The 17,634-nt window shown below is 71.8% G+C and carries 14 protein-coding genes and 1 pseudogene; 8 read left to right on the top strand and 7 right to left on the bottom strand.

Going from position 1 to position 17,634, the window contains the following annotated elements; translation table 11 throughout:
* Window positions 1-17: 17 nt before the first annotated feature.
* From DQ384_RS10560 to DQ384_RS10540, 5 genes are read right to left on the bottom strand one after another with little or no spacing between them, the layout of a single operon-like run.
* Complete coding sequence (locus DQ384_RS10560) at window positions 18-1,262, bottom strand: acyltransferase family protein (RefSeq protein WP_114028556.1); 1,245 nt, start codon at window positions 1,260-1,262, stop codon at window positions 18-20.
* Entirely contained in the window at window positions 1,259-2,062 is an 804-nt protein-coding gene (locus tag DQ384_RS10555) for a thioesterase II family protein (RefSeq protein ID WP_114028555.1), read from the bottom strand. Before DQ384_RS10555 ends, DQ384_RS10560 begins: the two co-directional genes overlap by 4 nt.
* Window positions 2,059-3,195 carry an acyl-CoA dehydrogenase family protein gene (locus DQ384_RS10550; RefSeq protein ID WP_114028554.1) on the bottom strand — a complete coding sequence of 379 codons (1,137 nt, stop codon included), beginning with the start codon at window positions 3,193-3,195 and terminating at the stop codon, window positions 2,059-2,061. Before DQ384_RS10550 ends, DQ384_RS10555 begins: the two co-directional genes overlap by 4 nt.
* A complete protein-coding gene (locus tag DQ384_RS10545; RefSeq protein WP_147268728.1) occupies window positions 3,185-5,089 on the bottom strand; it encodes a B12-binding domain-containing radical SAM protein in 1,905 nt (634 codons plus the stop codon). The genes DQ384_RS10550 and DQ384_RS10545 overlap by 11 nt, the downstream gene beginning before the upstream one ends.
* A 5-nt stretch (window positions 5,090-5,094) precedes the next feature.
* Window positions 5,095-6,837, bottom strand: a complete 1,743-nt coding sequence (locus DQ384_RS10540) for a non-ribosomal peptide synthetase (protein WP_281274036.1) — start codon at window positions 6,835-6,837, stop codon at window positions 5,095-5,097.
* A 222-nt stretch (window positions 6,838-7,059) separates the two neighbouring features.
* On the opposite strand from DQ384_RS10540, the gene DQ384_RS10535 reads away from it, so the two are divergent.
* Complete coding sequence (locus DQ384_RS10535; protein WP_114028551.1) at window positions 7,060-7,860, top strand: arylamine N-acetyltransferase family protein; 801 nt, start codon at window positions 7,060-7,062, stop codon at window positions 7,858-7,860.
* 30 nt (window positions 7,861-7,890) lie between these two features.
* Here DQ384_RS10535 and DQ384_RS10530 read toward each other — a convergent pair whose 3' ends face one another.
* On the bottom strand, window positions 7,891-9,414 hold the full coding sequence (locus DQ384_RS10530; RefSeq protein ID WP_114028825.1) for a benzoate-CoA ligase family protein: 1,524 nt from the start codon (window positions 9,412-9,414) through the stop codon (window positions 7,891-7,893).
* Window positions 9,415-9,476: 62 nt separating this feature from the next.
* Between DQ384_RS10530 and paaA the strand changes: the two are divergent.
* From paaA to DQ384_RS10505, 6 genes and pseudogenes are all read left to right on the top strand, one after another.
* Window positions 9,477-10,460 (top strand): annotated as a pseudogene (gene paaA / locus DQ384_RS10525) (1,2-phenylacetyl-CoA epoxidase subunit PaaA); the annotation flags it as partial.
* Window positions 10,461-10,484: 24 nt separating this feature from the next.
* Window positions 10,485-10,790, top strand: a complete 306-nt coding sequence (gene paaB / locus DQ384_RS42135; RefSeq protein ID WP_220182899.1) for a 1,2-phenylacetyl-CoA epoxidase subunit PaaB — start codon at window positions 10,485-10,487, stop codon at window positions 10,788-10,790.
* On the top strand, window positions 10,787-11,518 hold the full coding sequence (paaC, locus tag DQ384_RS10520) for a 1,2-phenylacetyl-CoA epoxidase subunit PaaC (protein WP_114028549.1): 732 nt from the start codon (window positions 10,787-10,789) through the stop codon (window positions 11,516-11,518). Before paaB ends, paaC begins: the two co-directional genes overlap by 4 nt.
* On the top strand, window positions 11,512-11,976 hold the full coding sequence (paaD, locus tag DQ384_RS10515; RefSeq protein WP_114028548.1) for a 1,2-phenylacetyl-CoA epoxidase subunit PaaD: 465 nt from the start codon (window positions 11,512-11,514) through the stop codon (window positions 11,974-11,976). Before paaC ends, paaD begins: the two co-directional genes overlap by 7 nt.
* Window positions 11,976-13,070, top strand: coding sequence for a 2Fe-2S iron-sulfur cluster-binding protein (locus DQ384_RS10510; RefSeq protein WP_114028547.1), 1,095 nt, complete (start codon window positions 11,976-11,978; stop codon window positions 13,068-13,070). Before paaD ends, DQ384_RS10510 begins: the two co-directional genes overlap by 1 nt.
* Window positions 13,071-13,092: 22 nt before the next feature.
* A complete protein-coding gene (locus DQ384_RS10505; RefSeq protein ID WP_114028546.1) occupies window positions 13,093-15,228 on the top strand; it encodes a molybdopterin-dependent oxidoreductase in 2,136 nt (711 codons plus the stop codon).
* A gap of 236 nt (window positions 15,229-15,464) precedes the next feature.
* Here the strand turns inward: DQ384_RS10505 and DQ384_RS10500 are convergent, their stop codons facing one another.
* Window positions 15,465-16,688: a class I SAM-dependent methyltransferase gene (locus tag DQ384_RS10500; protein ID WP_114028545.1), complete on the bottom strand. Its 1,224-nt coding sequence runs from the start codon at window positions 16,686-16,688 to the stop codon at window positions 15,465-15,467.
* A gap of 151 nt (window positions 16,689-16,839) precedes the next feature.
* On the opposite strand from DQ384_RS10500, the gene DQ384_RS10495 reads away from it, so the two are divergent.
* Window positions 16,840-17,622, top strand: coding sequence for a class I SAM-dependent methyltransferase (locus DQ384_RS10495; protein WP_245966364.1), 783 nt, complete (start codon window positions 16,840-16,842; stop codon window positions 17,620-17,622).
* Window positions 17,623-17,634 lie beyond the last annotated feature (12 nt).

The following is a 17,634-nucleotide window of genomic DNA, read 5'->3' as shown; positions in this document are numbered from 1 at the left end:
GGAGGTCCGTCGGGGGGTCAGCCCACGATCACCGGCGTGCTGGGCTTGACGGAGCCCTTGCCGAGCTTGTTGCGCAGCCGCAGTGCCGGCTTCTCGACCGCGTAGTAGCTGATCACGGCCGCGACGAACGCGGTGCCGTGCACGAGCAGGAGCGCGAGCGGGAAGTTCGTGGAGCCCCACAGGTTCCAGATGTAGATGGAGGGGATGTGCCACAGGAACATCGCGTACGACACCCGTCCGATGTACTGCAACGGTCTGAGGGTCAGCACGCCGGTGAGGAAGCGCGAGCGCAGGTCGGGCACGGTCAGCGGCGCCAGCAGCAGGAACACGATCAGCAGGTCGATCGGTTGGTTGAACAACACGATCTCGGTGGGCGGGAAGTTGGAGGTGCCCTGGTCGCCCATGGGCGAGAAGCAGTACAGGATGATGACGCCGAGCGCGACCAGCCAGGTGCGGCCGGGGTACCGGGCGATCAGCCGGTACGGCGCCAGCCAGCCGCCGCTCTGGGCCGCGGCCGAGAGCGTGGCCAGGGCCATGCCGATGGCCAGGTAGCCGAACCAGCCGATGGGCCAGTTGCCCTGCACCGGGTACGGGCCGAGCGAGGGGTGGTGGCTCCAGGCGTTGAAGGCGTAGCCGATGAGCACGATGACGAAGATCGGCACCATGATGCGGCGCGCCTTGGCCTGCGGCGTCGCCGCGCCGGCGGCGAGCCGGTGGAACAGCCAGGCGAACACGGGCAGCAGGATGTAGAACGCGATCTCCGTCGCCATGCTCCAGGTCGACTCCATGCCGCCCGGGATGCCGCCGGCCTCGTAGACGTGCTGCATGGAAAGCACCCGCACGATGTACCAGAAGCCGTGGCCGACCTGCTCCTGGCCCATCAGGAACAGCGGCGTGAACAGCGCCACCAGGGCCAGCAGCCAGTACGCGGGAAAGATGCGCAGCGCGCGCCGCCACGCGTAGGAGCCCAGGTTGTACTCCTGCGGAGTGCCCTCGATGGTCCTGCGCGCGAAGGGCAGGTAGAGCAAGAAACCGGACAGGGCGAAGAGGATCGGCAGTGACTCGCGGGTGAACCGCTCGATCACGACAGCGAGCCAGCCGTTGCCGGGCTGGTCGCCGTAGCCGATCTGCCCGGAGGCGAAGGCGGAGTGGATGGTGATGACGGCCAGCACCGCGAGTGCGCGTATTCCCTGCAGCTCAGGAAAATACTGTCCTCTGGTTTCACGTGGTGGCCGGGAATCGCCGCCGATATCAGCTGTCATAGGGACGCTCCTCGGAGTTGAACAGCCCTCCCAGCTTCGCGCCGCGCGGCGGGGCCGCGCATCTTCAGAATTGCTGTTATCGCGCTGACCAGCTCGGCGGCGCGGTCGCGCACGAAGAAGTGGTCGCCGTCGAAAACTCGCAGCCCGCGGAAATCGGTGGTGTGCGCGCGCCACTCGGCCATGCCGCGCTCCGGCGCGACCGGGTCGCGGGTGCCGCAGAAGGCGGCGACGGGCACGGGCAGCGGCGGCTCGGCCCGGTAGGCGTACGACGCGCACAGCGTGAAGTCGGCCCTGGCCACGGGCAGCGTCCGCGCCAGCAGGGCGGGGTCGCCGGCCAGCTCGTCGGGCAGCCCGCCGAGGGCGCGCAGCGAGGCGATGAACCGCTCGTCCCCGTCGCGCGGGTCGGGTTGCGTGAGCGCGCCGCGCACCGGCCAGGCCGCGACCGCCAGCAGCTCGGGCAGGCGCCCGCCGGCCGACTGCAGCTCACGCACCATGCGGTAGCCGAGCATGGCGCCCATGCTGTGGCCGAACAGCGCGTACGGCACGCTCTGGCCCTCTAACTCGGCGGCCAGCTCGGCGGCCAGGGCGCGGGCGGCGGTGTCGCAGTCGGTGTGCGCGGGCTCGCGGTGCCGCCCGGGGCGGCCCGGCAGGGTGACGGCGCGCAGCTCGATCCACGACGGCAGGTGCCGCGTCCAGGGGCGGAAGGCCGAGGGGCCGCCGCCCGCGCAGGGCAGGGCATAGAGGTGCAGCCTGGCCGACGGCCTCGGCTCGAAAGCCAGGTACCACGGAGGTGTTCTCATATCAGCACGTGCCCGATCAGCTCTTTCATGATCTCGGTGGTGCCGCCGTAGATGGTCTGCGCCCTCGTGTCCACGTACGCCCGCGCCACCGGGAAGTCGCGCACCACGCCGTAGCCGCCGTGCAGTTGCAGGCAGCGATCCACGACCTTCTGGCACAGCTCGGTGTTCCACCACTTGGCCATCGCCGCCTCCTCCGCCTCCAGCCGGCCCGCCGCCTCCTCGGCCACGCACCGGTCGGTGAAGGAGCGGGCCACGGCCACGGCGGTGGCCAGCTCGGCCAGGACGAAGCGGTTGTGCTGGTGCGCGCCGACGGGCAGGCCGAACACCTGGCGGGTGCGGCAGTGCTCGATCGTGTACTCCAGCACCCGTTCGGCGGTGGCCAGCGCGGAGACCGCGATCATCATGCGTTCCCTGCGCAGCGTGCGCATGAGGTAGGCCACGCCCTTGCCCTCGCGGCCCAGCAGGTTGGCGGCGGGAACCTCGACGTCGTCGAAGAAGAGCTCGACGGTGTCCATGGCGCGCATGCCGATCTTGTCGAGCGACTGCCCGCGCGACAGCCCTGGCCGGTCGGACTCGACGGCGATCACGCTGAGCCCGCCGCCCGCGCCTTCACCCGTGCGGACGGCCACGAGCAGCAGGTCGGCCACGGCCCCGTGGGTGATGAACGTCTTCTGCCCGTTGATCACGTAGCCGTCACCGCGCCGGACGGCGCGGCACCGCAGCCGCGCCACGTCACTGCCGGCGTCGGGCTCGGTGATGGCCACGGCGGTGACCAGTTCCCCGCTGCAGAAGCCGGGCAGCCAGCGCGCGCGCTGCTCGGGCGTGGTGAGCGTGCGCAGGTACAGCCCGGCGATCTCGTTGTGCAGGGACAGCGCGGGCGCGTGCACGCCGGCCCGGCCCAGCTCCTCGGAGACGATCACGTGGTGCAGGTAGTCGGGGTCACCGCCCCCGCCGTACTCGGCGGGCACGTCCATGCCGAGCAGGCCGAGCTCGCCCGCCTTGCGCCAGACGTCCCTGCCGGTCGTGCCCCGCTCCTCCCACTCGCGGTAGTTCGGCTCGATCTCCTTGGCGACGAACGTGCGCACCAGCTCGCGGAAGGCGTCGTGGTCGGCGGTGAACAGCTCACGCCGCATGGTGCACCGCCGGCAGCACCGTCCACGACGGGACGATGTCCCGCATCCGGTTCATCATGACCTGGCAGTAGCCCGCGTTGTAGTCGAGGCTGCGGTGCTTCGGATAGGGCATCTTGCGCCGGCCGACGTGGTCGACGCGCAGCCGCACCACGCCCAGGTCCGCGCCCTCGGGCAGGTCGGGCAGCTCCAGCAGCGCGGCGGCCTCCGGGGGCAGCTCGGCGACGAAGGTGTAGCGGTCCTGCTCGACCAGCCGGATGTGCGTGAGCGGCACGCTCGGCGCGACCACCGACTCCCGGTAGACGTACGGCCTGGCCAGCAGGTCCAGCTCGAAGGCCGCCCGCACGCCGGGCAGGTCCAGCCAGCCGCGCTCGCGCAGGAACCCCTCCAGCAACTCGTCCATCTCGCCCCGGTGGGAATGCAGGACGTAGTGCAGCACCTTGCCGATGTTGTTGATGTCGTAGTTGCCGAGCGTGGCCACGGAGTCGGCGAAGAACCGGCAGATCTCGGTGTCGGTCCTGGTCTTGAAGTAGTGGGCGGCCGCCCGCAGGAAGTCGGTGTAGGAGCACACGCCTTGGCGGTCGAGCAGGCGCGCGACGTAGAAGCCCGCCCGCGCGTTGTAGATGCTGATGACCGCGTAGTAGAACCAGGCGCCCTCCTGGAAGTCCTCGCGGGTCACCCACTTCGTGCCGACCACCACGTCGGCCTCGGCGACGGGGTCGTCCACCCGCACGGTGACGATGCCGAGCTCCTCCTGCTGCCGGTACATGGGCGTGTTACGCAGCAGGAGCTGCGGATAGGAGACGACGGCGTCGGCGCCGGACGCACAGAGCTTGCCGATGCCCTCCTGGTAGGAGGCCAGGGTCTCGCCCGGCAGCGGCCAGATCAGCTCGGTATAGGAGCTGATCTTCTTCTCGCGGAGCTTGACCTGCAGCTCGACGTACGTGGATTCCTTGATGTTGGCGCGCTGCACCAGCTCCAGCGCCTGCGGGCTGGTGGTCTGCAGGGAGACGGGCTGGCTCGTGAGCATGCCGCCCTCGACCAGGATCTCGGTGATCTCCGTGACGCGGTCGGGACGGTTCTTGGCCGCCTGGATCGCCACCATCGACGGGTAGCCGTTGCGCTGCTTGCACTCCACCAGGTGGCGGGTCAGCTCGACGTCGCGCGGCAGCGCGCCCCAGTTGGCGTCGGCGACGAAGATGCTCTCCACGCCGTGCTCGCTGATCCACGACAGGTCGGACTTGACGCGGTCCAGCTCCCACCGGTGCACCTTGTCGTTGGTGGCCGCGCCCCAGTAGCAGTACGAGCACCGGTACGGGCAGCCCCGGTTGGTCTCGACGACGGCGAAGGTGTACTCGCCCCCGTCGAAGACGCCGGCCGCGAACGGCGAGGGGATCTCGTCCAGGTCCTTGATGCGGTCGGGCTGCGGGGTGGTGACGAGCTCGCCGTCGTCGTCCCAGAAGCTGACGCCCGGCACCTCGTGGAAGTTGCGCTCGCCCGCCACCTCGCGCAGTAACGCGGTGAACGGCTTCTCCCCCTCGCCGTTGCACACCAGCACGTTGCGGGCCGACGGCGGCACGTACTCCGCGGCGTGGTGCATGACCTGCGGCCCGCCGAGGACGACGTAGGCGTCGGGCCTCAGCCTGACGAGCTCGTCGCACAGCTCCTTCATGCGGCGCATGTTCCACAGGTAGCAGCTCAGCCCGTAGACGTCGGCCTCCTGCGCGAGCAGGTCGGACACGAGCGTCTCCAGCGGCGTGTTCACCTCGACCGCGTGAATGGCGAAGTCGAAGTCGCGGGCCACGTCGGGGTCCTGCTGCGCGTAGGCCTGCAGGTAGCCCGAGGCCAGCGGCAGTGTGTTGGGATAGACCGTCAGCTCGACCAGGCAGGTCTTCATCACTCTCACGTTCCCGGGCTCGCGGTGCTGACGAAGGCCGCCAGCTCGTGCAGCACGTCGTACTCGAACAGGTCGTCGGCGACCATCTGCAGCCCGCGCTGCCTGGCCCGCGAGGCCAGGCGGATGGCGAGCAGCGAGTCGCCGCCGCTCTCGAAGAAGCTGTCCTCCCTGCTGACGGAGCCGACCTGGAGCACCTCGCACCACAGCTCGGCCAGCATGCGCTCGGTGTCGGTCCGCAAGCCGCCGCTCTCCTCCTCCCGCACGGCCGGCTCCTGGCGCTTGGCCAGGGCCTTCCTGTCGACCTTGCCGTGCGAGGTCAGCGGCAGCGCGTCGAGCAGCGTGACCACGGCGGGGACCATGTAGTCGGGCAGGTCGCGGGCCAGCTCGCGGCGCAGGCCCACGGGGTCGGGCAGGTCCGCCGGGTCGTCGGGCACCACGGCCGCGACGAGCTGGTCGGCCTGCTCGCTCTTGACCACCACGGCCTCGCGCACCCCGTCGAGCCGCAGCAGCGCCGACTCGACCTCGCCGGGCTCGACGCGGAAGCCGCGCACCTTGACCTGGTCGTCCACCCGGCCGGCGAAGGCCAGCCCGCCCTCGGGCAGCTCGCGCGCCCGGTCGCCGGTGGCGTACATGCGGGCGCCGAGATCGACCAGGTCGGGCATGAACCGCTGCGCGGTCAGCTCGGGCCGGTTGAGGTAGCCGTGGGCCACGCCGGTACCGCCGATGTACAGCTCGCCGACGGAGCCGGGCGGCACCGGGCGGCGCTCCTCGTCCAGCAGGTACGCCCGCATGCCGGGCAGCGGGTGCCCGATGGGCGGCGTCCCGCCCTCGGGCCCCACCTCGGCGTAGGTGGCGACCACGCTGGTCTCGGTCGGCCCGTACAGGTTGTACAGCCGGTACGACAGCCCGGACGGCGGCCTCCTGTGCAGCTTCTCCCCACCGGTCAGCAGCACCCGCAGCGACCCGCCCACCGGCTCGTCGAGCAGGTCGACGGCGAGCACGGTGGTCAGGAAGCAGACCGTGATGCCCTGCGTGGAGATCCAGCGGGCCAGCGCGTCGGACGAGCCGGGCAGCCGGCCCTCCATCAGGTGCAGCGTGGCGCCGGCCGTCAGGCACGGCCAGACCTCCAGCGCCCAGGCGTCGAAGGAGGGCCGGGCGATCTGGCTGACGCGGTCGCCGGGCCGCACGTCGAAGGTGTCCTGGTGCCAGGCGGCCAGGTTGGCGATGCCCCCGTGCGGCACGAGCACGCCCTTCGGCACGCCCGTCGAGCCGGAGGTGTACAGGACGTAGCACAGGTCGTCCGGCGTGACCTCGGGGCCCTCGCCCAGGGCGGGCGCGTCGCTCTCCCAGGCCCGCTCGATGGGCAGCACGTCGCCGCGCCACGCCCGCTCGGCGGGCAGGGCGTCGCCGTCCCACGTCCCGCCGGCCGCGAAGCGCGGGGCGTCGGCCTCCCGCGCGATCACCAGGCGGGCGCCGGAGTCGGCGATGACGGCCGACAGCCGCGCGTCAGGGTCCTCGACGTCCACGCCCACGTACGCGCCGCCCGCCAGCAGCACGGCCAGCGCCGCCACGACCAGGTCAGGCGAGCGTTCGAGCGCCAGGACCACCAGGTCACCCTTGCCCACACCGCGCGCCCGCAGCACACCCGCCAGCCGGGAGGAACGTCCGTAGAGATCGGAATAGGTCAGCACCTCGCCACCGCTGACCACGGCGTGCTGGTCCGGCTGCACCTGCGCCCACCAACGCACTCCCGCGGAAACGACGGCGAACGGGCGAGTCGCCGTCGCGGAGCTCGAGCCGGTCAATTCTGCCTCCCGGGGCTACGTTTACTCTCCTCATGGTGTCCGGGCGCACGCGCTTTTCACATCTCATGAATTGCCAGAGATCTGCGCAACGGAAAAGATGTATGGGCGGCCCCAGAATGGCATGGTCCTGGTACCGCCATTTCTGTGAGAATGCGGAGCCGCACTATGACGCTGACCCACGGGCCTTTACTCGACGACCGGACGGTGGCCGCCTATTTGCGGCGCATCGGCGCCGAGCGGCCCGGCGAGCCGACCTCGGCCGCGCTGCGCGACCTGCACGACCGTCACGTCATGACGGTGCCGTTCGAGAACGTGGACTTCCACCTGCGCGAGCCGATGGGCATCGGCGCGGCCGCTCTCGACAAGATCATCGCCAGGCGGCGCGGTGGCACCTGCTACGAGCTGAACGGCGCGTTCTTCGAGCTGCTGCGCGCGCTCGGATTCCGGGCGGAGGTGCTGGCGGGCCGGGTGGCCGACGACGGCGCGCTCGGCCCGATCATCGGCCACATGGCGCTGCGCGTGCACACGACGGACTCCCCCGACCCGTGGCTCGTGGACGTCGGGTTCGGCCGGGGCGCGCGCCATCCGCTGCGCTGGGTGCCTGGCCTGCCGCAGCAGGACCCGCACGGGGCCTTCGAGCTGGCCCGCGCGCCGCACGGCGACACGGACGTGCTGCGTGACGGCCGGCTGCAGTACCGGCTGGAGGACCGGCCGCGGCTGGTGGCCGACTTCGAGGCCATGTGGTGGTGGTACCAGCACGCGCCCGACTCCCCGCATCTGCGGCACCTGTACTGCACGATCCCGACGCGGGACGGCGGGCGGGTCACCCTCAGCGGGACGACGCTGACCGTCAGGGAGAACGGCGGCAAGAGCACCGTGGTGATCGAGGACGAGGACGAGCTACGGGAGACCTACCGCTCCCGCTTCGGCGTCGAGCTGTCGGACCTGCCGCCCGTCACCCGTTAGCGCGTGCCGGCCCTCACCGCGCGCCCGCCGTCAGCTCGTGCTGAGTGCGCGGCGGTTGATCTTGCCGGACGCGGTCTCGGGCAGCGCGTCCACCAGGCGCACGTCCTTGGGGCACTTGTGCGGCGACAGCAGCGAGCGCACGTGGTCGCGCAGCTCCTGCGCGGTCGCCGCGCCGCTCGTCACCACGTACGCGCGCAGCAGCGTGAGCCCGTCGTGCTCGTACCCGACGACCGCGCACGCCGCCACGGCGGGGTGAGTGATCAGGCAGTTCTCGATCTCGCTGGGCGCGATCCATTTCCCGCCCACCTTGAGCAGGTCGTCCGCCCTGCCCCTGAAGGTGAAGTAGCCGTCCTCGTCACGGGAGAACAGGTCGGCCGAGCGCACCGTGTCCGGGGCCACGAAGGTGGCGGCCGTCTTCACCGGGTCCTGCCAGTACTCCAGCGCCGCAGTCTCCCCCGTGATCTCCAGCAGGCCCACCTCGCCGTCGGGCAGCGGCACGCCGTGCTCGTCCACCACCCGCACGTCGTAGCCGGGGACGGCCTGGCCGAGCGTGCCCATCCTGGCCCGGCCCAGCCGGTTGCACACGTACCCGTGAAACATCTCGGACGAGCCGATGCCGTCCATCACCTCGACCCCGAACGTCGCCAGCCACCGGCGGTGCAGTTCGAGCGGGAGCGCCTCGCCGGCCGAGATGCACACGCGCAGGCTGCTGAGGTCCTGGCGGGCGGCGTCGGGGTGGGCGAGCATGGCGGCCATCATGGTCGGCACGTTGACCAGGATCGTCGGGCGGTGCTCGGCGATCAGCTCGAAGATGCGCTCGGGCGTGCTGCGCTCGGGGAAGACGATGCCCTTCGCGCCCACGCGGAAGGGGAACAGCGCGGTGATGTTGTTGGCGTAGCCGAAGAAGAGCTTGGGCACGGGCAGCACGATGTCGTCGGGCCCGAGGTCGAGCACTCCCCTGGCGAACCACTCCATGCTCAGCGCGGCGCTGCGGGCGGCCAGCACGCAGGCCTTCGGCTTGCCCGTGCTGCCCGTGGTGAAGCGCCATATGGCGACGTCGTCGGGCGTGGTGGGCGCGGCCTCCAGCTCCGTGGGCGCGGCGGCGGTGAGCGAGGCGAAGTGGTGCTCGCCCGCGCGCAACTCCTCCTCGGGCACGCCGACCACCAGCAGGTCCCGGATGCCGGCGGCGCGGAGCCGGTCGAGGGTGAACGCGTCGGCGACGACCACGGCGGGGCGGGCGTACTCGGCGAAGAAGCGGTACTCCTCCGGCTGCAGGTAGGTGTAGACCTCGGCGGTGACCGCGCCGATCTTCTGCACGCCGTACCAGGTGGCGACCGACTCCACGCCGTCGCCGAGCGCCAGCAGCACCCGGTCGCCGCGGCGCACGCCCAGCCCGCGCAGCACGTGCCCCACCTGACCGGCCAGCGCCTGGATCCGGCCGTAGGTCACCGGGCCCGCCGAGGTGAGCAGCGCGGTCCTGCCGGGATCGTTGCCGTCGAGGAAGTGGGTGGCGATGTTGAACGTCCTCGGCAGGTCCCTCGCGCGTATCGTCATGCCGCCCATGCTCGGGGGTCCCGCCCCGGCGTACCATCTCGCAGATTGCCGCAAGCATGAAGATGCGCGGCGCGGGGCCCGCGAACGACGCTGAAGACGATCTGCGGAGGAGGTGGGTCGTGAGCATCAGCGCGTTCGATGCCCTGATCGCGGGGGACCAGAAGATCGAGTACAAGGACTGGATGCCTGACGGCTACCGCGAGAGCCTGATCAGGCAGATCGCGCAGCACGCGCACTCGGAGATCATGGGCATGCAGCCCGAGGCCGCCTGGATCAGCCGCGCGCCGAGCCTGGCGCGCAAGGCCGTCCTCATCGCCAAGGTGCAGGACGAGGCCGGGCACGGGCTGTACTTGTACGCGGTCGCCGAGACGCTGGGCGCGCGCAGGGAGGACCTGCTCGACGCGCTCCACGAGGGCCGGCAGAAGTACCTGTCGTTCATCAACTACCCGACGCTCACCTGGGCCGACGTCGGCGCGCTGGCGTGGCTGACCGACGGGGCCGCGGTGGTCAACCAGGTCTCGCTCTGCCGTACCTCGTACGGGCCGTACGCCAGGGCGCTGGTGCGCATCTGCCGGGAGGAATCCTTCCACCATCGGCAGGGCTTCGACCTGCTGTACACGCTGTCGCAGGGCACGCCCGCGCAGCGGCGGTCGCTGCAGGAGGCGGTGGAGCGCTGGTGGCAGCCGGCGCTGGCGATGTTCGGGCCGCCGGACTCGCTCTCGACCCACTCCGCCTCCTCCATGGCGTGGCGGATCAAGCGGGCGACCAACGACGAGCTGCGGCAGCGGTTCGTGGACCTGTGCGTGCCCCAGGCCGAGGCCCTGGGCGTCCGGCTGCCCGATCCGGCGCTGCGCTGGAACCCCGAGCGGGGGCACCACGACTTCACCCCGCCCGACTACGACGAGCTGATGCGGGTGGTGGCCGGGCACGGGCCGCGCAACAAGCAGCGGCTGGCACACCGCAGGCGCGCGCACGAGGAGGGCGCCTGGGTGCGCGAGGCCGCCGCCGCCCACGCCGCGAAGGAGGCGGCGAAGCAGGCCGCCGCGCGGGAGATCGACGCGCAGGAGGCCATCGCTCAGGAGGTCGACGCGGTCGAGGAGGAGTGGCCGCTGTGGGAGGTGTTCGTGCGCCCGCGCCGCGGCGTCGGCCACACCCACGCGGGCAGCCTGCGCGCCCCCGACGCCGCCCTCGCGCTGCACAGCGCCCGCGACCTCTACACGCGCAGAGAGGAGGGCGTGTCCCTGTGGGTGGTGCCGTCGCGGTCGATGACCTCCTCGGACCCCGAGCACAAGGACGCCTACTTCGCCCCCGCCGCGGACAAGCAGTACCGCCACGCCTCCTTCTTCCCGCCGCCCGAAGGGGTTGAGGGCCTGTGACCGCCCTGTTCGACTACCTGCTCGGCCTCGGCGACGACGCGCTCGTGGCCGCGCAGCGCACCGCCGAGTGGTGCGCGCGGGCGCCGCAGCTGGAGGAGGAGGTCGCGCTGGCCAACATCGCGCTGGACCAGCTCGGACAGGCCCGCGCGTTCCTGACCTACGCCGGCGAGCTCGAAGGGGCCGGCAGGGACGAGGACGCGCTGGCGTTCCTGCGCGACGAGCACGAGTTCCGCAACGTCCAGCTCGTCGAGCTGCCCAACGGGGACTTCGCGACGACCGTGGCCAAGACGTTGCTCCTGTCCGCGTACCAGAACCTGCTCTACACCCGGCTGTCGCGCGCGGCCGAGCCCCAGCTGGCCGGCATCGCCGCCAAGGCGGCCAAGGAGAGCGCGTTCCACGTGAGCTACGCCTCCGTCTGGACGGTCCGGCTGGGCGACGGGACGCCACTGTCGCACCGGCGGATGCGCGACGCGGTCGAGGAGGTGTGGCCGTACACGCACGAGCTGTTCGAGCCGTGGGCGGCGCCCGAGGCGGGTCTCGACCCGGCGGCGTTGCGCGGGCCGTGGCTGGAGGTCGTCGACCGCGTCCTCGGCGAGGCGACGCTGGCCAGGCCGCGGGACGGCTGGGCGGCGACGGGCGGCCGGGAGGGCCGGCACACGGAGTGGTTCGGCCCGCTGCTGGCCGAGATGCAGTACGTCCACCGCGCGCACGTGGGGGCACGATGGTGAGGGCCGAAGTGGAGGCGGCGGTGGGGGCGGTGCCCGACCCCGAGCTGCAGGTCCTGTCCATCGGTGAGCTGGGCATGCTGCGCGAGGTGAGCGTGGACGACGACGGCAACGCCGTCGTCGTCGTCACCCCCACCTACCTGGGCTGCCCCGCTCTGGAGCTGATCAAGGCGGACATCGCCGCGGCGGCGCGGGCGGCGGGCGCGGCCGACGTGGAGGTGGTGGTCTCCATGTCGCCGCCGTGGACGACCGACTGGCTGAGCGAGACCGCGCGCGCCAAGCTCGCCGACGCGGGCATCGCGCCGCCGGGACGGCTGTCGCTGCCGCTGCTGCAGCCCGGATGCCCCCGCTGCGCGTTCCCCGACACCACGGAGCTGGCCAGCTCCGGCGCCGCCGCCTGCATGGCGCTGCGGCTCTGCCCGAGCTGCCGCGAGCCCTTCGAGCATCTGAAGGCGCACTGATGGCCAGACCGCGCTTCCACCGCGTCCGCGTCGAGTCGGTCACGCCGGTCGCCGCGGACGGCAGCGCGGTCGAGGTGACCTGCCTGGTCCCGGACGAGCTGACCGGCGCCTTCTCCTTCACCGCCGGCCAGCACGTCACGGTGCGGCTGCCGGTGGACGGGCGCCAGGTCCGCCGGTCGTACTCGCTCTGCTCCACCCCGTGCGAGCTGGCCGGCCGGGGCAGGCTCCGCCTGGGCGTGCGGGTGGTGCCCGGCGGGGCCTTCTCCACCTACGCGGCCAGGGAGCTCGCGCCGGGCGACCAGCTCGAACTACTGTCGCCCGTCGGGACGTTCGGCGCGCGGTTCGACCCCGCCCGCTGCCGCCGCTACGCCGCCGTGGCCGCCGGCTCGGGCATCACGCCCGTGCTGTCGCTCGTCGCCACGGCGCTGGACACCGAGCCGGGCAGCCGCTTCACGGTCCTGTACGGCAACCGCGCGGCCGGCTCGACGATGTTCGCCGACGAGCTCGGCGACCTGAAGGACCGCCACCCCGGCCGGCTGCACCTGGTGCACCTGTTCTCCCGCGAGCAGCCGCGCGTCGGCCTGCCCCGTGGGCGGCTGGACCGGGCGACGCTCGACGCGCTCTTCGCCCGGCTGCTGCGGCCCGCCGAGGTGGACGAGTGGTTCGTGTGCGGGCCCGCCGGCATGGTGGACGAGACGCTCGCGGCCCTGGCCGGGCACGACGTGGACCCCGCCGCGATCCACACGGAGCTGTTCCACCCGGGCGTGCCCGCCGGCGAGATCCGTCCGGCGTCCCCCACGGGCACGGCCCCCGGGGCGGCCGCCGAGGTGAGCGTCGTCATGGACGGCCGGGTCACGAACGTGCCCCTGGAACCGGGGCTCACGGTGCTCGACGCGGTCATGGCCGCCCGCCCCGACGTGCCGTACTCCTGCCAGACCGGCGTCTGCGGCACCTGCCGCGCCCGCGTCGTCGAGGGCGAGGTGCGCATGGCGCGCACCTGGGCGCTCAGCGAGGAGGACCGGGCGGCGGGCAACATCCTGACGTGCCAGGCGGTGCCGCTGACCGCCCGGGTGCGTATCGACTTCGACGTGTGATCCCTCAGCATCGGGAGTTTCCATGACCATCGCGCACAGAACCTGTCCCATTTGCGACGCCGTCTGCGGCCTGCGCCTCCAGCTGGACGACACGGGTCACGTCCTCTCGGTCAGGGGGGACCCCGACGACCCGTTCTCGCGGGGCTACGTCTGCCCCAAGGGCGCCAGCCTCGGCGCGCTCGACGAGGACCCCTCCCGCCTGCGTCACCCTCTCGTCCGCGTGGACGGCGAGCTGCGCGAGTCGTCGTGGGAGGAGGCCTTCGAGGCGGTCGAGCGCGGCCTGGGACGGGTGATCTCCGAGCACGGACGGGACGCGGTCGCCGTCTACTTCGGCAACCCGACCTTCCACACCATGGCCGGGTTCATGTACCGGATGCCGCTCACGCAGTCGCTCGGCACCCGCAACGTCTACTCCGCCAGCACCATCGACCAGGCCCCCAAGCAGGTGGCGTGCGGGCTGATGCTCGGCGACCCCTTCGCGATCGCCGTGCCCGACCTCGACCGCACCGACTTCCTGCTGGTCATCGGGGCCAACCCGGCCGAGTCGCACGGCTCGCTGTGCGCGGCCCCCGACTTCCCCGGCAGGCTCAAGGCGCTGCGCCGGCGCGGCGGCAGGCTCGTCGTGGCCGACCCGCGGCGCACCAGGACCGCCGCCATGGCCGACGAGCACCTGTTCGTCCGCCCGGGCACCGACCCCCACCTGCTGTTGGCCATCGTGCACACGCTGCTGTCCGAGGAGCTGACCTCGATCGACATCGAGGTCGACGGGCTGGACGAGCTGCGCGAGGCGGTCGCCCCGCACACGCCGGAGGCCGCCGCGCAGATCTGCCGCGTTCCGGCCGACCGCATCACCGCGCTGGCCCGCGAGCTGGCGGCGGCGCCCTCGGCGGCCGTCTACACCAGGGTCGGCACCTGCACCTCGGAGTTCGGCACGCTCACGCAGTGGCTCGTGGACGTGGTGAACGTGCTGACCGGCAACTTCGACCGGCCCGGCGGCGTCATGTTCACCCGGCCCGCCATCGCGGAGATCTTCCGGCCGCGCGAGCCGTTCACCACGGGCAACTGGCGCAGCCGGGTGCGGGACCTGCCGGAGGTGATGGGCGAGCTGCCGGTCGCCACGCTCGCCGACGAGCTGGAGACGCCGGGCGAGGGCCAGATCAGGGCCATGGTGACGGTGGCGGGCAACCTCGTGCTGTCGGCGCCGAACGGGCCGCGCCTGGACCGGGCGCTGGCCGGCGTGGACTTCATGGTGTGCGTGGACCCGTACCTCAACGAGACGACCAGGCACGCCGACGTGATCCTGCCGCCGCCGCGGATGTTGCAGATGCCGCACTACGACTTCCTGCTGTCCACCGTGACCGTGCGGAACTACGCCAGGTTCTCGCCCGCCATCCTCCCGCTCGGCCCCGACCAGCGGTCGGAGGCGGAGATCCTGGCCAGGCTCACGCTCATCGCCGCGGGCCAGGGCGCGCAGGCCGACCCGGCGGCGCTCGACGAGATGATCGTCGGGCAGGTGCTCGGCGAGGCGAGCGGCCTGCGGGCCGAGCTGTCCGGCGACAGCGGGCCGGAGCTGATGCTCGACGCCCTCCTGCGGCTCGGCGCGTACGAGCTGTCGCTGAAGGAGCTGATCGCCCAGCCGCACGGCGTCGACCTGGGCCCGCTGGAGCCGCGGCTCGGCGAGCTGGTGTGCACGCCCTCAGGGCGGGTGGCGCTGGCGCCGGAGGCGATGGTCGAGGAAGTGCGCCGGCTGCGCGCGCGGCCCGCCGCGCCCGACTCGCAGCTCCTGCTGATCGGGCGGCGTCAGCTGCGCTCCAACAACAGCTGGCTGCACAACGTGCCCGTGCTGGTCGGCGGCGCCAACCGGTGCACACTGCACGTGCACCCCGACGACGTGGCCGGGCTCGGGCTGGGTGAGACCGCGCTCGTCCGCTCGGCGGCCGGGGAGGTCGTCGTGCCCGTCGAGCCCACCGAGTCGATCATGCCGGGCGTGGTCAGCCTGCCGCACGGGTGGGGTCATGCGGGCGGGGACCAGCCGGTGGCGGTGCAGCACGCCGGGGTCAACGCCAACGCCCTGACCGACGAGACGGTCATCGACCCGGTGTCGGGCAACGCCGTCTTCAACGCGGTCCCCGTGACGGTCTCGAAGGTCACCGCCTGACCTGGTACACACGCGGCTCCGGCCCGATCCCGCGCGGCGGGTGAGGGCCGGGGCGGTCCTCCGCAGGAGGCGGCTCTACCAGCCGGATCCGATGGTCCGCGCGATGTGCGCGCGCTCGTCGTCCGACGGCCACCAGCCCACCGGGATGTTGACCACGCAACGCACCGTGCCGCCGCATGGTGGCATGCGGCGGCACGGTGGCACGGCGTGGCGGCCCGGCGGCGGGCCGGGGCGTCTCACACGATGTGCACGTCGGGCACGTAGAGGATCCAGCGTCCACCCCGTTCGCGGAACGCCTGCTCCTTCGCCATGATCTCCTCGGCGTGGTTCCACGCGAACAGCACCGCGTAGTCGGGGTGGTCCGCGGAGAACGCCCCGGGCTCCAGCACCGGAATGTGCGAGCCCGCGACCAGCCGTCCCTGCTTGGACGGGGTCGAGTCGACCACGAACGGGATCAGTTCGGTCCCGATGCCGCAGTAGTTCGTCACCGTCGTGACCTTGGCGGGCGCGCCGTAGCCGACCACCCGCTTGCCCTGCGCGCGGAGGTCGCCCAGCAGCCCGGTGAGGTCCTCCCGGATCTTCCGGACCGCGGCGGCGAACTTCTCGATCGTGCCGTGCTCCGCCAGCCGCTGCTCTCGTTCCTGGGCCAGGAACTCCGCCACCGCGGGAGCCACGGCGCGCCGGGACGGCCGCGCGATCGTGTAGCGCATCGTGCCGCCGTGCAGCGGCACGGGCTCGGCGTTGACGAGCTCGAACCCGGCGAGTTCCGCCATGGCCTTGATCGACCGCACCGAGAAGATGTGGACGTGCTCGTCGTAGATCATGTCGAAGGCGTTCTGCGCGATGACCGACCCGAGGTAGGGCTCCTCGAAGATGAACACCCCGTCGGGCGTCAGGAGCGTGTCGATGCCCTGGAGCAGCCGCCGGAGATCGACGATGTGGGCGATGCAGTTGGCCCCGAACACCATGTTCGCGGGGCCGTGCTCCGCGCGGATGGCGGCCGCGGTGTTCTCGTTGAAGAACTCGCCGAGCACCTGGATCCCCCGCCCCCGCGCGACGTCGGCGACCTCCCGGCACGGCTCGACGCCCAGGTGCCGGACGCCGGCCTGCGCGATCGTGGCGAGCATGACGCCGTCATTGCTGCCGATCTCGACGATGAACGCGTCCGGTCCGGTCAGCTCGGTCTCCAGGAAACGGCGGGCGTTCGCCTCGAAATGCGCGCGGTGCACCGCAGAACCCGACGCGTGATACGGATATTCGTCGCGGTATTTCGCCTCTGAGGGAACATCGTCGAGCAGCTGGAACATCGTGCAGGAGTCGCAGGTCCCCGCGCTGAGCGGGAAAGACCTCTCATGCTCGATCTCATGAGGCAACGGAAATCCGTTGCCCGACGGCTGCCGCCCCAGGTTGACGGTTTCCTTTACCGTACCGCCGCAAATCCTACAGATACCATTCGACATGAGCCGAGGCTAGCCGCGGGCCCTCGCAGGGAACATCTCGAAGATTGCGCAGTTCACGGCGCCGGAGGCGCCGCTGCGCAATCGGGAAGATGCCCGGCGAACGCGGCGGATGTGAGACTTGCCGGGTGATCGAATCCACTGCGGAGGGCCGATGACCACGGACATGTCGGAGGTCATGGCCACCCGGGACGCCGAGGGCGCCCGGAAGGCCAACGTCTACAGCGCCGAGGTGAGCGAGGTCTACGACCTCGTCTACAAGGGGCGGGGCAAGAACTACGCGCACGAGTCCGCCGTCGTCACCGAGCTGGTGCGCGCCCGCCGCCCCGGGGCGGCCTCGCTGCTGGACGTGGCCTGCGGGACGGGAGAGCACCTGCGGACGTTCAAGCTCATGTTCGACGAGGTCGAGGGCGTCGAGCTGTCCCCGACGATGCGCGCGGCGGCCAGGGGGAAGGTGCCCGGCGTGGCGATCCACGACGGGGACATCCGGCGGTTCGACACCGGCCGGACCTATGACGCGGTGTGCAGCCTCTTCGGCACGGTCGGCTACATGACCAACACGGCGGAGCTGGAGGCGGCGGTGGGCCGCATGGCCGCTCATCTGCCGACCGGGGGGGTGCTGATCGTCGAGCCGTGGTACTTCCCCGCCAGGTTCATCGACGGCCACATCGCCGGCGACTTCGTACGCGGCGCGGACCGTACGGTGGCGCGGGTAGGGCGGATGGCGCGGACCACGGGCTCCACCGTCCGGCAGGAGTCGCACTGGTCCGTGGCGGACGCGGCAGGCGTACGCCACTTCGACCAGGTCCAGATCTTCACCCTGTTCGAGCCCGCCGAATACACGGCCGCGTTCCGGCGCGCGGGCTGCGACGTCGAGTACATCGACAGCGGGGACATCGGGGACGGCCGTGGGCTCTTCGTCGGCGTCCGGCACTGAACGGACCGGACG

This window comes from Sphaerisporangium album (assembly GCF_003323745.1).
GTDB lineage: Bacteria > Actinomycetota > Actinomycetes > Streptosporangiales > Streptosporangiaceae > Sphaerisporangium > Sphaerisporangium album.
This window is presented reverse-complemented; position numbering and strand designations above follow the sequence as displayed.

What these genes read in the sequence shown, in the direction of transcription:
- paaD (WP_114028548.1), top strand. Translation starts at nt 11,512, where the DNA reads ATGGTGAGGGCCGAAGTGGAGGCGGCGGTGGGGGCGGTGCCCGACCCC.
- DQ384_RS10555 (WP_114028555.1), bottom strand. Translation starts at nt 2,062, where the DNA reads ATGAGAACACCTCCGTGGTACCTGGCTTTCGAGCCGAGGCCGTCGGCC.
- DQ384_RS10535 (WP_114028551.1), top strand. Translation starts at nt 7,060, where the DNA reads ATGACGCTGACCCACGGGCCTTTACTCGACGACCGGACGGTGGCCGCC.
- DQ384_RS10560 (WP_114028556.1), bottom strand. Translation starts at nt 1,262, where the DNA reads ATGACAGCTGATATCGGCGGCGATTCCCGGCCACCACGTGAAACCAGA.
- DQ384_RS10530 (WP_114028825.1), bottom strand. Translation starts at nt 9,414, where the DNA reads ATGACGATACGCGCGAGGGACCTGCCGAGGACGTTCAACATCGCCACC.
- DQ384_RS10510 (WP_114028547.1), top strand. Translation starts at nt 11,976, where the DNA reads ATGGCCAGACCGCGCTTCCACCGCGTCCGCGTCGAGTCGGTCACGCCG.
- DQ384_RS10545 (WP_147268728.1), bottom strand. Translation starts at nt 5,089, where the DNA reads ATGAAGACCTGCCTGGTCGAGCTGACGGTCTATCCCAACACACTGCCG.
- DQ384_RS10550 (WP_114028554.1), bottom strand. Translation starts at nt 3,195, where the DNA reads ATGCGGCGTGAGCTGTTCACCGCCGACCACGACGCCTTCCGCGAGCTG.
- DQ384_RS10505 (WP_114028546.1), top strand. Translation starts at nt 13,093, where the DNA reads ATGACCATCGCGCACAGAACCTGTCCCATTTGCGACGCCGTCTGCGGC.
- DQ384_RS10500 (WP_114028545.1), bottom strand. Translation starts at nt 16,688, where the DNA reads ATGTCGAATGGTATCTGTAGGATTTGCGGCGGTACGGTAAAGGAAACC.
- DQ384_RS10495 (WP_245966364.1), top strand. Translation starts at nt 16,840, where the DNA reads ATGACCACGGACATGTCGGAGGTCATGGCCACCCGGGACGCCGAGGGC.